The 12,174-nt window shown below is 66.5% G+C and carries 15 protein-coding genes; 7 read left to right on the top strand and 8 right to left on the bottom strand.

All coding sequences use genetic code 11. The features are described from left to right. Positions 1 to 23 precede the first annotated feature (23 nt). Positions 24 to 809: a Coq4 family protein gene (locus AC3IPP_RS07410; RefSeq protein ID WP_489150894.1), complete on the bottom strand. Its 786-nt coding sequence runs from the start codon at positions 807 to 809 to the stop codon at positions 24 to 26. A gap of 62 nt (positions 810 to 871) precedes the next feature. Between AC3IPP_RS07410 and AC3IPP_RS07405 the strand changes: the two genes are divergently transcribed. Then, positions 872 to 1,492, top strand: a complete 621-nt coding sequence (locus AC3IPP_RS07405) for a TetR/AcrR family transcriptional regulator (RefSeq protein ID WP_128720152.1) — start codon at positions 872 to 874, stop codon at positions 1,490 to 1,492. 136 nt (positions 1,493 to 1,628) lie between these two features. Here AC3IPP_RS07405 and AC3IPP_RS07400 read toward each other — a convergent pair whose 3' ends face one another. Further along, entirely contained in the window at positions 1,629 to 2,387 is a 759-nt protein-coding gene (locus tag AC3IPP_RS07400) for a hypothetical protein (RefSeq protein ID WP_128720153.1), read from the bottom strand. A gap of 131 nt (positions 2,388 to 2,518) precedes the next feature. On the opposite strand from AC3IPP_RS07400, the gene AC3IPP_RS07395 reads away from it, so the two are divergent. Further along, positions 2,519 to 3,124 (top strand): LOG family protein, encoded by a 606-nt coding sequence (locus tag AC3IPP_RS07395; protein WP_076222622.1) that lies wholly within the window; start codon positions 2,519 to 2,521, stop codon positions 3,122 to 3,124. 115 nt (positions 3,125 to 3,239) lie between these two features. After that, a complete protein-coding gene (locus AC3IPP_RS07390; RefSeq protein ID WP_128720154.1) occupies positions 3,240 to 3,533 on the top strand; it encodes a DUF8200 family protein in 294 nt (97 codons plus the stop codon). Positions 3,534 to 3,609: 76 nt separating this feature from the next. Here AC3IPP_RS07390 and gltX read toward each other — a convergent pair whose 3' ends face one another. From gltX to AC3IPP_RS07370, 4 genes are all read right to left on the bottom strand, one after another. Next, positions 3,610 to 4,944, bottom strand: a complete 1,335-nt coding sequence (gene gltX / locus AC3IPP_RS07385; protein ID WP_128720155.1) for a glutamate--tRNA ligase — start codon at positions 4,942 to 4,944, stop codon at positions 3,610 to 3,612. Between the two features lie 191 nt (positions 4,945 to 5,135). Further along, the gene (locus tag AC3IPP_RS07380) at positions 5,136 to 5,504 is read right to left on the bottom strand and encodes a DUF4377 domain-containing protein (protein ID WP_489150893.1); all 369 of its coding nucleotides are present in this window, start codon (positions 5,502 to 5,504) and stop codon (positions 5,136 to 5,138) included. Positions 5,505 to 5,634: 130 nt separating this feature from the next. After that, the gene (gene dksA, locus AC3IPP_RS07375; protein ID WP_076222624.1) at positions 5,635 to 6,069 is read right to left on the bottom strand and encodes an RNA polymerase-binding protein DksA; all 435 of its coding nucleotides are present in this window, start codon (positions 6,067 to 6,069) and stop codon (positions 5,635 to 5,637) included. A gap of 186 nt (positions 6,070 to 6,255) precedes the next feature. After that, positions 6,256 to 6,684: a flagellar assembly protein FliX gene (locus AC3IPP_RS07370; protein ID WP_489150892.1), complete on the bottom strand. Its 429-nt coding sequence runs from the start codon at positions 6,682 to 6,684 to the stop codon at positions 6,256 to 6,258. A 184-nt stretch (positions 6,685 to 6,868) separates the two neighbouring features. On the opposite strand from AC3IPP_RS07370, the gene AC3IPP_RS07365 reads away from it, so the two are divergent. The 4 genes from AC3IPP_RS07365 to AC3IPP_RS07350 are packed head-to-tail and all read left to right on the top strand — an operon-like array spanning position 6,869 to position 10,381. Further along, positions 6,869 to 7,987 (top strand): flagellar basal body P-ring protein FlgI, encoded by a 1,119-nt coding sequence (locus tag AC3IPP_RS07365; protein ID WP_046654078.1) that lies wholly within the window; start codon positions 6,869 to 6,871, stop codon positions 7,985 to 7,987. Beyond that, on the top strand, positions 7,987 to 8,337 hold the full coding sequence (locus tag AC3IPP_RS07360) for a rod-binding protein (RefSeq protein ID WP_489150891.1): 351 nt from the start codon (positions 7,987 to 7,989) through the stop codon (positions 8,335 to 8,337). The genes AC3IPP_RS07365 and AC3IPP_RS07360 overlap by 1 nt, the downstream gene beginning before the upstream one ends. Continuing rightward, positions 8,292 to 8,732 (top strand): flagellar basal-body protein FlbY, encoded by a 441-nt coding sequence (locus AC3IPP_RS07355; protein WP_489150890.1) that lies wholly within the window; start codon positions 8,292 to 8,294, stop codon positions 8,730 to 8,732. The genes AC3IPP_RS07360 and AC3IPP_RS07355 overlap by 46 nt, the downstream gene beginning before the upstream one ends. A 47-nt stretch (positions 8,733 to 8,779) precedes the next feature. Beyond that, positions 8,780 to 10,381, top strand: a complete 1,602-nt coding sequence (locus AC3IPP_RS07350; RefSeq protein ID WP_489150889.1) for an EAL domain-containing protein — start codon at positions 8,780 to 8,782, stop codon at positions 10,379 to 10,381. Here the strand turns inward: AC3IPP_RS07350 and AC3IPP_RS07345 are convergent. Both AC3IPP_RS07345 and AC3IPP_RS07340 read right to left on the bottom strand, forming a co-directional pair. Continuing rightward, positions 10,354 to 11,955: an ABC-F family ATP-binding cassette domain-containing protein gene (locus AC3IPP_RS07345; protein ID WP_489150888.1), complete on the bottom strand. Its 1,602-nt coding sequence runs from the start codon at positions 11,953 to 11,955 to the stop codon at positions 10,354 to 10,356. The two genes, AC3IPP_RS07350 and AC3IPP_RS07345, sit on opposite strands and share 28 nt — an antisense overlap. Further along, complete coding sequence (locus AC3IPP_RS07340) at positions 11,921 to 12,058, bottom strand: hypothetical protein (RefSeq protein WP_003165247.1); 138 nt, start codon at positions 12,056 to 12,058, stop codon at positions 11,921 to 11,923. The genes AC3IPP_RS07345 and AC3IPP_RS07340 overlap by 35 nt, the downstream gene beginning before the upstream one ends. Positions 12,059 to 12,174 lie beyond the last annotated feature (116 nt).

The following is a 12,174-nucleotide window of genomic DNA, read 5'->3' as shown; positions in this document are numbered from 1 at the left end:
GCCCGCGCTCCCTCGCTCGCGCCTCAGCCCTTGCCGCCCAGGTAGGCGTTTCGAACCGCCGCAGGCACGCGTTCGTAGACGTCCGGCCTGCGAATACGCAGGCGAAGCCGCGCCTGATCCAACGGTTCTGCGAGCAAGGCTTCGTAGTCCTGTCCCGGAAGCCAGGCCGCACGGCGCCCGTCGCGCCAGGCCTGAAACACCGCCCGGGCGCATGGATAGCCGGTGCGCGCTCGCGCGAACTGCACAGCGATCGCCGCCGCGATCAGGCCAAAGCCGGAGCTCCGCGTCTGCGGCAGAGAAAAGGCCACAACGCAGGCTTCGCCCAGAGCGTCGGTGTGATAGCCCGTCAACACGTGCCAGATGTCGTGCACGTCTCGCAGGCGTCGCCCGTACCAGGCGCGCGGATGCGCGGCTTCGATCTCGCTGTCCGTCACCTTGCGGCTTTCTTCAGCGAGGCCATAAGCGGAGAAATCCTGCGAGACGATGAAATCTAGATAGGCCGCCCCGACGCTGCCTGCCGGCATGGTCTTCAACCACTCCCGATCCTGCAGTCGGTCCGCCAATTCCAAACGGCGATACGCCTGAACGCCGCCTTCGGAGGAGTTCAGCAACTTCGCATAGCCCCAGTCCACAGAACGTCCCGCCAAGGCGTTCATGATCTCGAACACCTGTTCGGTGTCATCCTTGTCCGCCACCAGCCGACGTATCGCGCGCGCTGCACGAACGGGCTGAACTCTACGTTTCAGCATACGAGAGGCTTCGCGAAAGCCCGTTATGGCTCCACTATCATCAAGCGCCGTCGCGACCATGGCTTGCAGTCTCCTTGGACGACTCGTAAGACACGTTACCTACATGGATGTCATTTACATAAATGTCAATTAAAATCGCTGATAAGCCGCGCCGCAGACGGCGATCGCCCGAGGAAGCCCGCCGCGAAGCCTTGGCGTCAGCGCGCGACCTCCTGCTCTCCGGCGGACCGAACGCCGTGACCCTGGCTGCGGTCGCGGGAGAAATAGGCGTCACCCACGCCAATCTGATCCACCATTTCGGCTCAGCCGCCGGACTGCAGTCGGCGCTCATGGGCTCAATGGTCGCCGATCTCAACGACGCCTTGGACGCCGCAGTCGCCAGGCTTCGGACAGACGAAGGCGCTCCATTGGAGCTCATCAACGCCGTCTTCGACGCCTTTTCGACCGGCGGCGCAGGCCGACTGGCGGCCTGGATCGCATTGTCTGGAGACCTGTCCCATCTCGAACCCGTTCGAGAGGCCGTTCAGAATTTGGTTGTCGCCATCCAGGAAAAGATCGGCCTGGGCGGCGATCGATCAGACGAGATCATCGGCTCGGCCGTTCTCTTCATTGCGCTCAGCGCATTCGGCGAAGCGATGATCGGCGACCCTTTACGGGAGATGCTGGGTCAATCGGACGATGCCAGCCGCCGCGTCGTGGCCAGCTTGCTGCCTGCCTTCCTCACCATGCATCCACGCACGTGAGATCAAAAGAAAGCCCGACGCAATGAGCATCGGGCCGAAAGTCGTTTGGTGATGGTGGGTGTCCTCGAAGAAAGAAGACTGCCCCTTGATCAACCGGTTTGGTTAATGCCGCATTAACGACGATCAGGCCTGAAATTCATGCGCCTGCATCAGGAAACCAGGTCGTCTGGCGCGCAGCGCCTGACAACTGGCGTGTGACCCGCCACCCTTCTCCTGCTCGCTCAACCCGATCAGGGGACGCGCCAGGGCCCGGATAGCGGAATATCCGCCCCTCTACCTCGATATCGCTCGCGCGATCTCCCACAGCAGGAACGACAACGCTCCAACGACCATGCGAATCCGCCACGCCCTGGGCCGTTCCTCCTCCGGCTTGGACCGCGACTTTTCGGCCAGGGTCAGCGCGGCCCGAGGCGATCAGACCGCGACCGTCGCCGTCCAAGGCGTCCAAGGTCGGTCCTGGCGTCAGGCGCAGGCTGGCGCCGCCGTCGGTCAACAAGGCGGCCAGACGCCCGCCTTCCCCGACCACCAGCAGACGTTGCGGTCCCGGCGTCGTCGCCTGCCCGATCTGGATCTCAGGCGTCAGAATCTGCCCGACCGCGGCAGGACCGACATGCAGCTCGAATCGCCCCTGCGCATCCGCGGCGGCGGCCACAGCAGAACCATCAGCGCCGCTGAGGATCACGCGCGCGCCAGGCGCGGCTTCTCCTCGCACCAAGACGCCTCCAGACGCCTGGGACAACACGCTGGTGATGCGCGGCGTCGCCATCCAGTCGCCGTCCTGCACTTCGGCCGTATCGGCTTCCGCATCGCTCTTGGGAGCGCCGCACGCCGAAAGCGCCGTCGCCAATCCCAGCGCCAGGCTCAAACTCAGTCGCAGGCCGATCCTTCGTTCCATCCTGTCCCGCATCGCTATAAGGCTGTGTGTCCAGATAGACGGCTCCGTTCGCTTGGCCCAGCCCCTTCAACCCGGCCCGCTTGGCGCTCCCCGCCTGTCTTCACTTGCCGCCCGAGGTCACCAAAGGTTCCATGTCCCTGCCCTCCGTCAACATCGCCCCGTTCGAGGGCCAATCCGTCTGCCTGTTCTGCGGCTCTTCCGACGGGACCGACCCGCGCTACATCCAGGCGGCCGCGGAGTTCGGCAAGGCTGTAGCCGAGGCGGGTTGGCGCTTCGTCTATGGCGGCGGCGGCGTGGGCCTGATGGGCGCTTCGGCTCGCGCAGCGCATGAAGCCGGCGGCCGCGTCGTCGGCATCATGCCCGCCTTCCTGCGCAGCCGTGAACGCCTGTTCGACGATGTGGAGACGATCGTCGTCACCTCCATGCACGAGCGCAAGCAGCTGATGTACGACGAATCCGACGTCTTCGTCGTCGCGCCCGGCGGCGTCGGCACGCTGGAAGAGGTCGTGGAGCTGCTGTCGTGGAAGCGGCTGGACCTGCACGCCAAACCCGTCATCTTCCTGAATCTGGACGGTTTCTGGGACGGCTTCTTCACCCTGATCGAACATACGGTCGAAAAGGGCATGACGCCGGCCAGCTTCCTGGAGGCCTATGTCAGCGTCGATTCGGTCGAGGGCGCGATCGAAGCCATGAAATCAGCTCAGGACACGCCCCACTTGCAACATGATCGTCGGTAAGTAAACGTGCGTCAGTAACGCCGGTCCGTCAGGCGAGAAGCTGGATTGACAGTTTTCTTAAAAAACGGCCTATGGCGATGCTGGGCGTGCGCCCCACCCTTATCGGAGACTGTTCATGCGTGCTCTTCTCGCCGCCGTCGCCCTGTTCGCGGCCGCCCCTGCCCTCGCCCAGGCCCCGGCCACCAGCGCCACCCTGGCTGACGCCGCCAAGGCCCCGACCGGCCGTGTGATCGTCGACGGCGCCACCTGGCGCTGCGAAGGCGACGCCTGCACCGCCACCGGCGGCTCCAACCAGCCCGCGACGCGCGCGTGCCGCCGCGTGGTCGCCAAGCTGGGTCCGGTGACCAGCTTCTCCTACAAGGGCCAGGCCCTGAGCGCAGAAGAGATCGCCGCCTGCAACGCGGGCTGATCCAGCTTCAACCCTGAACGAAAAAAGGCCGCCTTCACGACGAAGGCGGCCTTTCTTGTATCCGTTGGACGGACCGTCAGGCGGTTTCGCCCTTCAGGCGCTCGATCATGCGTTCGCGCCCGATCAGCGGGATCATGGCCGCCATGTCCGGTCCATGCGCCTGGCCCGTCAGAATCAGACGGAGCGGCATGAACAGACCCTTGCCCTTGGCGCCGGTCTTGTCCTTCACCGCCGAGGTCCAGGCCGACCAGGCGTCGGCGTCGATGGTTTCGGGCAGCAGTTCCAGAGCAGCGGCGGCGAAGGCGGCGTCCTCGATCACCGGCGTCACCGGTCCCGTGACGACCTTCGCCATCTCAACAACATCGCCGAACTTGCTGAGGTTGCCCTTCACCGTGTTCCAGAAGGCCTCGCCCAGATCGACGCCCAGGGCTTCCAGGCGCGGCTTGGCGGCGGCGTAGTCGATGGCGTGCACCGCCTGGGCGTTCAGGCGATCCAGATCGGCCGTGTCATAGCGGGCGGGCGAACGCCCCATCTTGGAGAAGGCGAAGGCCTCGCCCAGTTCCTGCAGCGAAGCGGCGACCTCCAGATTGTCCGAAGTGCCGATCTTGCCCAGATGGCTGGTGATGGCGATCGGCTCATAGCCATCGGCGCGCATGTCCATGATGGCCAGCGAGCCCAGACGCTTGGACAGGGCCGTGCCGTCAGCGCCGACCAGCAGCGGCATGTGAGCGAATCCGGGAACCCTGGCCCCCAGCGCCTCGAAGATCTCGATCTGGGCGCCGGTGTTGGTGACGTGGTCCTCGCCTCGGATGATGTGGGTGATCTCCATGTCGATGTCGTCGACGACCGACGGCAGCGTATAGAGGAACAGGCCGTCCTCGCGGATAAGCACCGGGTCGGACATGGAGGCGGTGTCCACCTCGGCGTGACCACGCGCCAGGTCTTCCCAGGCGACGCGCTTGCCTTCCAGCTTGAAGCGCCAGTGCGGACGGCGGCCCTCGGCCTCTAGCGCGGCCTTTTCAGCATCTGTTAGCGACAAGGCGGCGCGGTCATAGATGGGCGGCAGGCCGCGCGACAGCTGCACCTTGCGGCGGCGGTCCAGTTCATCGGCCGTCTCATAGCAGGGGTAGAGGCGGCCATCGGCCTTCAAGCGGGCGGCGGCCTCTTCATAACGGTCGAACCGCTTGGACTGGTTGTAGCGCTCGTCCCAGGTCAGGCCGAGCCACTTCAGGTCGATCTCGATGTTGTCTTCCGACTCCTGCGTCGAACGGACCAGGTCAGTGTCGTCGATGCGCAGCACGAAGGCGCCGCCCTGCCCCTTGGCGAACAGCCAGTTCACCAGAGCCGTGCGGACATTGCCGACGTGCAGCTTACCCGTGGGAGACGGAGCGAAACGAACCTTGACGGACATGAGGATCCTGCGAGCCTGAAAGCGAAGGCGGCCGGGCGGCCCGCCGCGAACCATGATGATCCGGGCAGAGCGTCCAGTCTCTGAAAACGTCGAAAAGGCGTCGCACCTGTGCAGGCGCGACGCCGTTCCGATAAGGGTCTAGGTCGATCACGGCCCCCTCGAAGTCAAGAGAGGCGCGTGCGGAAACCTGATCAGGACTGAGCGGGCTTCTGGTCTAGGATTTCGATCAGCGACCAGCGGATCGAAGACGCGTCGGCCGGGGGATTGGCGACCGGCGTACCGCGAACGCGCAGGCGGTATTCTACGCCCGGCTTATGCTCGAAGCCTTCGTAGCCGAAATAGTGCAGCTCCCAGGGCGCGCTCTCGGTCTCACGCACCTGCAGGCAGGTCGTCCGCGCCACGCCCGCCGTGCATGGGCGCACTTCAGAGGCCACGTAGACAACCTTCTCTACGACGCCGCCATGGCCCGCAGGACGCGTGGGGTCGACAGCAGATGTCTGGGCGCAGGCCCCAAGCGCCAACAAGGCGACAGCCGAAAGAGAGGCGAACGTACGGGTCATGAAACATCCTTGCATAAATTAAGTGCAACGACGGCAGATCAACGCCGTCGCAGCGCCTATCGCAGCGCAAAATGGCTCAAGCTTGGAGCAAACCCGAACTTTTCGTCATTTGACGAAAGTCTGCATCGCTTCAGTCGTCGCGGTGGACCCGCTCACGACGTTCATGCCGCTCCTGAGCCTCCACTGACAAGGTCGCCGTCGGGCGAGCCTCCAGACGACCCAGCCCGATCGGCTCGCCGGTATCCTCACAGTAGCCGTAGGTGCCGTCCTCGATCCGGCGCAGCGCATCATCGATCTTGGAGATCAGCTTGCGTTGCCGGTCGCGAGTCCGAAGCTCCAGCGCGCGATCGGATTCCGATGAGGCCCGATCCACCAAGTCAGGATGGTTCTCAGTCTCGGCTTTCAGATTGGTGACAGTGCCCTTCGACTCGCGAAGAATGTCGTCTTTCCAGGACAAAAGCTTGTTCTTGAAATAGGCGACCTGCCGTTCGTTCATGAACGGTTCGTCGTCGGTCGGCCGATAAACAGCCGTATCCCCGGACACTACAGAGGCCAATGCGGTCATCGCACTCACACTCGTTCTCTATCGCGCCCCCCTGCGGCGCATGGGCCGTATAGGCAAGCGCAAGAGTCGCGGCAATGGCGTTCGCGAGTCCGTGATATGGCTAAGCTGCGCTTCCGTAGGGGCAGTGTGGCGAATTATCCTCACAAAGCCCCGGAAATCGGGGGTTCAGCCGAAGTTTCAACGCCTTCAGGAGCGCGATCGACTCATTTCCGCTTTCGCCAATTCTACCGAAGCGCGCAGATCGATCTGATCCAGCACAGCCTTCAGGCCCGGCTCAGCCTCTTCATCGCGCTCTTCGCGCAGGTCGCGGGCCAAACGCCCAAGGGCCGTCGCCCCGTCCTGACCGCCCAACAGCGCCAGCTTCAGTTCGTCCAGTCGATCCAGCAGGCCCGAGCCCCGGCGAATGGCGCGGCGGCGGCGCTCCGTCGGGTCTTCCACGCCCTGCAACGCCATCAGAGCAGCAGCGCTCGCGACGCCTGACGCGGATGAGGTCGCGCCGGCCTGAGCCGCAGAGATTGCGCCTCCGGTCGTCGGCAGGGCGAAACCGCCCGCGCCACGCACAGCGGGTCGCGCAGCCGGCGTCGAAGCGGCGCCCAAGGGTCCGGTGACCTTCATGCAAGACGTCTCCTTCTACGTTTCGCACCCTGCACTCAGGGGCTGAAGTCTTGGTTAACAGCCCGGCAAAACCTGCCGTCAGGCGCCGGGCCGAAAATCGACCAATGTTGAATTCACTCGCATTTTTCTCCGGCACGATCCTCGCATGGTTAATGATGAACGCTCACGCAGGGACGTCTGTCGTATGCAGAAGTTGCTTACCGCCCTTATCGGCCCGGCCATCGCGGCCCTGGTTCTCGCCGCCCAGCCGGGCGTGGCTGAGGCCCAGTCGCGCATCAAGGACATCGTCTCCATCGAGGGCGTCCGCTCGAACCAGCTGGTCGGCTACGGCTTGGTGGTCGGCCTGAACGGCACCGGCGACAGCGTCCGCAACTCGCCCTTCACCCGCCAGTCGCTGGAGGGGATGATGGAGCGCCAGGGCGTCAACATCCGCGGCGCCAACCTGAACACCAAGAACGTGGCCGCCGTCATGGTCACGGCCGAGCTGCCGCCCTTCGCCACGCCCGGCTCACGGCTGGACGTCAGCGTTTCGGCCATGGGCGACGCCAAGAGCCTGCTGGGCGGCACGCTGCTGGTCACGGCTCTGCAGGGCGCTGACGGTGAAATCTACGCCGTGTCGCAAGGCTCGGTTCAGACCGGCGCCGTTTCGGCCTCGGGCGGCTCCGGCTCCTCGATCACCCGCGGCGTTCCCACGGCGGGCCGCATCGCCTCGGGCGGCGTGGTCGAGCGCGAGACCGGCTTCGACCTCGGCTCCATGCCGGTGGTGCGCCTGAACCTGCGCAATCCGGACTTCACCACGGCCCAGCGCATCGCCGCCGCCATCAACCAGACCTACCCCCAGAGCGCCTTCGCCGAAAACGGCACCGTGGTCGCCATCCGCGCGCCCCAGAACTTCGGCATGGCCGGCTTCCTCAGCCGGGTCGAGAACCTGCCGGTCCAGATCGATTCCCCGGCCAAGGTCATTATCGACGAGGTCAACGGCGTCATCGTCATGGGCGAGGCCGTGCGCATCTCCACCGTCGCCGTGGCGCAGGGCAATCTGACCGTCTCGGTGCAGGAGACGCCCCTGGTGAGCCAGCCCGAGCCCTTCAGCCGCGGCGGCCAGACGGTGGTCGTGCCCCAGTCTGACATCAGCATTTCCGAAGAGACCGGCCGTCAGATGCGGATCGTGGGCGGCTCGACCTCCTTGTCCACCCTGGTCAACGGCCTGAACGCCCTGGGCGTCAGCCCGCGCGACATGATCAGCATCCTGCAGGCCATCAAGGCCGCCGGCGCCCTGCAGGCCGAAATCGAGGTGATCTGATGAGCCCCCTCGCCGCCTCCCCCGATCTGCTGCGCGCCAACCTTCCAGCCGACGCATCTCCTTCAAAGGATCGCGAAGCCATGCGCCGCACGGCCGAGGCCTTCGAGGCCAGCTTCCTGTCGCAGATGATGAAGCCCATGTTCGAGGGCCTGAGCACCGAAGCGCCCTTCGGCGGCGGCGCGGGCGAAGCCGGCTGGCGCGGCTTCCTGGTCGACGCCATGGCCCAGCAGACGGTAAAGGCGGGCGGCGTCGGCCTGGCCGATAGCGTTCTGGCCCAGATGATCAAGATGCAGGAGCAAAGCGCATGTCCGCCGACGTCGAAACCGCCGCCCTGCGCGTACAGCACCTGACGCGCCTGACCCGCGACCTGACCGAGCGACTGTCGTTGGAAATGGAGGCTCTGCGCGCCCACCGCGCTCAGGATCTGAATGAGGGCATGGCCCAGACGCAGGAGATGGCCAACCTCTATCGTCGCGAGTCGGCGCAAGTGAAAGCCAATCCCGCCGCCATCGCCATCGCCCCGGAGGCTGACCGCCGCGCCCTGATCGAGGCGACCGAGGCCTTTGAAACGGTGCTGGCTGAACACGCCGTCACCGTGGAAGCGGCGCGCCAGGTTTCCGAAGGTCTGGTCCGCACCATCGCGGCCGAGGTGGCGGGCGCCCGCGCGCAGGGCGTGGGCTACGGCGCTTCGGGCCAGGCCATGCAGGGCGACGGGCGGGCCGTAGCCTTGAATCGCACCGCCTGACCCCAGCCGTCGCTATTCCTTAACAGCCTGCGTCTTATGGCTTCGGCATGAACCTGACCCCGCGCCTCCTGGGCCTGGCCTTCGCCGCCGCCGACGCCCTGATCGAAGTCGATCAGCACGGCGTGGTGCGTTTCGCCCTAGGTTCCGGCGCCGTCGCGGGCCAGCAGACGGCCGCCTGGGTCGGCCATCCCCTCAGCGATCGCCTGTCGATCAACAGCGCAACCGTTCTTCAGAACCTGCTGGCAGAGCTGCGTCCAGGCCAGCGCAGCCCGGCTGCCGAAGTCCTGGTCGACTGCGGCGACGGCCGCATGCGTCGGGCCACCCTGCGCGCCTTCGCCCTGCCTGACATCGCCCCGGCGCAATCCTGCGCCCTGTCCTATGAAGGCGAGCCCTTCGTCGTCGAGGACGCGCCCCTGCCCGCCGGCACCCCGACCAGAGACGCCGAGGGCTTCCTCAATCATGCCCGCGCCAGTTTAGCAGGCGGCGAGGCCGGCGCCCTGCAGCGGTTGGCGCTGGCCTTCATCGACGTGAACGGCCTGCAGGGCGTCGATCCCGCCACGCTGGAACGCGCCCACGGCCGCATCGGCGCCTCTCTGAACGCCGCCTCGCACGACGGCGCCAGCGCGGGTCAGCTGACGTCCGATCGCTACGCCCTGATCCGCAACCTGGACGATACGCGCGACCTTGCGGCGGAAATGCAGAAGGCCGGTCAGGCCGAGGGTCTGGCCCTGTCCGCTGTCGCGACGCAGAGCACCCTGGGCAGCGACGCGGCTTCGGCCCTGCGCGCCATGCGGTTCGCCATCGAGGGTTGCCTGAAGGAAGGCGGGCTGGATCAGCCCGAACTGTCCTTCGCCGATTCCCTGCAACGCACGCTGAAGGACGCCGACCGTTTCCGCAGCATCGTGCGCGACCGCGAGTTCGCCCTCTACTACCAGCCCATCGTCGACCTGAAGACGCGGGCCGTGCACCATTTCGAAGCCCTGGCCCGCTTCGGCAAGGGATCAGGCCCCGCCGCCGCCATCCGCATGGCCGAGGAGTTGGCCCTGATCGACGGCTTCGACCTGGCCGTGGCGGAGAAGGCGGTGCGCCGCCTGCGCGAGCCGGGCGGCGGCCTGCTGAAGATCGCCGTCAACGTCTCGGGCGCGTCCCTGGCGAACGACGCCTATGTCGCCGCCCTGTTGAAGATGACCGCCTCGGCGCCCGACGACCGACGTCGCCTGATGGTCGAGGTGACGGAGACCGCCGCCCTAGCCGACCTGGCCGCCGCCGACCGGCGCCTGGGCGCTCTGCGCAACGCCGGGATCAAGGTCTGCATCGACGATTTCGGCGCAGGTTCGGCCTCCTTCGACTATCTGCGCGGCCTGTCGGTGGATGCGGTGAAGATCGACGGCGCCCTGGTGCGCGATATCGACATCGACGCCCGCACCCGCACCCTGGTCGCCCACCTGGTCGAGCTGTGCGGCTCGCTGGAGCTGGAGACCATCGCCGAGATGATCGAGACGGATCAGGTCGCCGACGCCCTGCACGATCTGGGCGTCACCCATGGCCAGGGCTGGCTGTTCGGCCGGGCAGAGGCCGAGCCGCGCACCACGCTGAACACCCCCGCGATCCGCGGCCGCCGTCAGGGCGTGGTCGAGGGCTGGAGTTGACCGTTCTTCAGCACGATCGTCCGTTTGACGCCCAGATTCTCCAGAAAATCAGCGTCGTGGCTGACCACGACCAAGGCGCCGTCATAGCCTGACAGGGCGGCCTCGACCGCCTCGACGGAATCGATATCCAGGTGGTTGGTGGGTTCGTCCAGCACCAGCAGCTGCGGCGGCTCCGCGCCCGTCATGATACAGGCCAGCGCCGCGCGCAGACGCTCTCCGCCCGACAGTTCGCCCACACGTCGGTCCGCCTGCACATTGCGGAACAGAAAGCGCGCCAGAGCCGCCCGCGCGGCGTTCGGCGAGCCCTGCGGGTTCAACCTCAGCCAGGCGTCCACCAGGGTTTCGTCGGACTTCAGCATGGCCGCCTGTTGATCCAGCAGAGCCGCGCGGACCGGCCGCTCGACCGTCCCCGACGAAGGCTCTGACAAGCCGGCTATCAGTTTCAGGAGCGTCGTCTTGCCCGCCCCGTTGGGCCCGATCACAGCGACACGCTCAGGCCCGGTCAGACGCAGCGAAAGCGGCCCCAGCAAGCGGCGTCCGTCATTGGCCGTCGCGACCGCATCACTCAGGTTCAGCACCGTGCGCCCGCCAGGCAGGCCCGTCGACGGCATGGCCAGGGCCATCTGGCGCACGCGCTCGACCCGCTCACGCGCCTCGGTCAGGTCGGCCTCGACCGCCTGCCGCTTGCGCTCGGCCAGGCGCTGGCCGCGCGCGCCGCTCTCCTCGGCCCGCTGGGCCTGAGCGTCGAGCAATATCTTCGGATCAGAGCTGTTGGCGCGCGCCGATTTGCCCGCGCGGTCGCGCCGAGCCTGACGCTCCTGCGCCGCCTGATTTTCGCGCTGCACGCGGCCGATGGCGCGCTCGGCCTGCTCCAGATCGCGTTCGGCGGCGGCCCGTTCGGCGTCGCGGCGCTCGACATACAGATCCCAACCGCCGCCATGCATCCGCGCGCCCAGACTGGACAGCTCCACGATGCGATCCACGCGGCGCAGAAGGGCGCGGTCGTGGCTTACCAACACCACCCCGCCCGGCCATCCGGCCACGACATCGGCGATCATGGCGCGGGCCTCGGCGTCCAGATGGTTGGTCGGTTCGTCCAGCACCAGCAGGTCCGGCGCGGCCAGCTTCAGGCCCGCCAGCCGCAGCCGCGTCTGTTCGCCGCCGCTCAAGTCCGCCGTGCGGCGATCCAGCGCCAGATCGGCCAGACCGACCTCGGTCAGAGCCGCCTGCATCCGCTCTTCCAGCGTCCAGTCCGCCTCGGCCATGTCATCCAGCGAGCCATCCCCCGCCAGCACGCGATGCAGGACGGCCAGAGGCTCGGCCACGCCCAGCGTATCCGCCACAGTCTCGTCATCAGCCGGAGTCTGGGCCTGCGCCAGCCAGCCGACCGTTCCAGCGCGCGCGACCGCGCCCTCGGCAGGCTCAGCCAGACCGGCGACAAGGCTCAGCAGCGTGGTCTTGCCCACGCCGTTGCGGCCCACGACGGCCGTGCGTTCTCGCCCGAAGGCGAGCGTCAGATTGTCGAAAAGGCCTCTACCGTCAGGCGTGCGGGCCGCGACGCTGTTGAGCGTCACGAGCGCGGATGCGGACCGGTTTGGGCTTGGGTTGAGCGAGGACATAGGCGAACACGAGCAGCGGCACGGAAAGGGCGAAACCGATTTCCAGGGTGCTGATCATGATCGTCGCGCCTCCTCACTGATGCGTTGGCTGAGTGAAGGATGGGGACGGACGTTTGGTAACGCAACCCCCAATTTGCGGCGCAGCTTTCGCAATGCAGCAACGGGACGCCTTGG

The sequence above is a fragment of the Brevundimonas sp. KH_060 genome, assembly GCF_057838275.1.
The sequence above is the reverse complement of the archived record's forward strand: the minus strand, read 5'-3'. Positions and strand labels throughout refer to the sequence as shown.

Coding starts and splice junctions, on each gene's coding strand:
- gltX (WP_128720155.1), bottom strand. CDS start 4,944: ATGTCCGTCAAGGTTCGTTTCGCTCCGTCTCCCACGGGTAAGCTGCAC.
- AC3IPP_RS07380 (WP_489150893.1), bottom strand. CDS start 5,504: ATGACCCGTACGTTCGCCTCTCTTTCGGCTGTCGCCTTGTTGGCGCTT.
- dksA (WP_076222624.1), bottom strand. CDS start 6,069: ATGACCGCATTGGCCTCTGTAGTGTCCGGGGATACGGCTGTTTATCGG.
- AC3IPP_RS07355 (WP_489150890.1), top strand. CDS start 8,292: ATGTCCGCCGACGTCGAAACCGCCGCCCTGCGCGTACAGCACCTGACG.
- AC3IPP_RS07350 (WP_489150889.1), top strand. CDS start 8,780: ATGAACCTGACCCCGCGCCTCCTGGGCCTGGCCTTCGCCGCCGCCGAC.
- AC3IPP_RS07395 (WP_076222622.1), top strand. CDS start 2,519: ATGTCCCTGCCCTCCGTCAACATCGCCCCGTTCGAGGGCCAATCCGTC.
- AC3IPP_RS07340 (WP_003165247.1), bottom strand. CDS start 12,058: ATGATCAGCACCCTGGAAATCGGTTTCGCCCTTTCCGTGCCGCTGCTC.
- AC3IPP_RS07405 (WP_128720152.1), top strand. CDS start 872: ATGTCAATTAAAATCGCTGATAAGCCGCGCCGCAGACGGCGATCGCCC.
- AC3IPP_RS07370 (WP_489150892.1), bottom strand. CDS start 6,684: ATGAAGGTCACCGGACCCTTGGGCGCCGCTTCGACGCCGGCTGCGCGA.
- AC3IPP_RS07390 (WP_128720154.1), top strand. CDS start 3,240: ATGCGTGCTCTTCTCGCCGCCGTCGCCCTGTTCGCGGCCGCCCCTGCC.
- AC3IPP_RS07360 (WP_489150891.1), top strand. CDS start 7,987: ATGAGCCCCCTCGCCGCCTCCCCCGATCTGCTGCGCGCCAACCTTCCA.
- AC3IPP_RS07410 (WP_489150894.1), bottom strand. CDS start 809: ATGGTCGCGACGGCGCTTGATGATAGTGGAGCCATAACGGGCTTTCGC.
- AC3IPP_RS07400 (WP_128720153.1), bottom strand. CDS start 2,387: ATGGAACGAAGGATCGGCCTGCGACTGAGTTTGAGCCTGGCGCTGGGA.
- AC3IPP_RS07365 (WP_046654078.1), top strand. CDS start 6,869: ATGCAGAAGTTGCTTACCGCCCTTATCGGCCCGGCCATCGCGGCCCTG.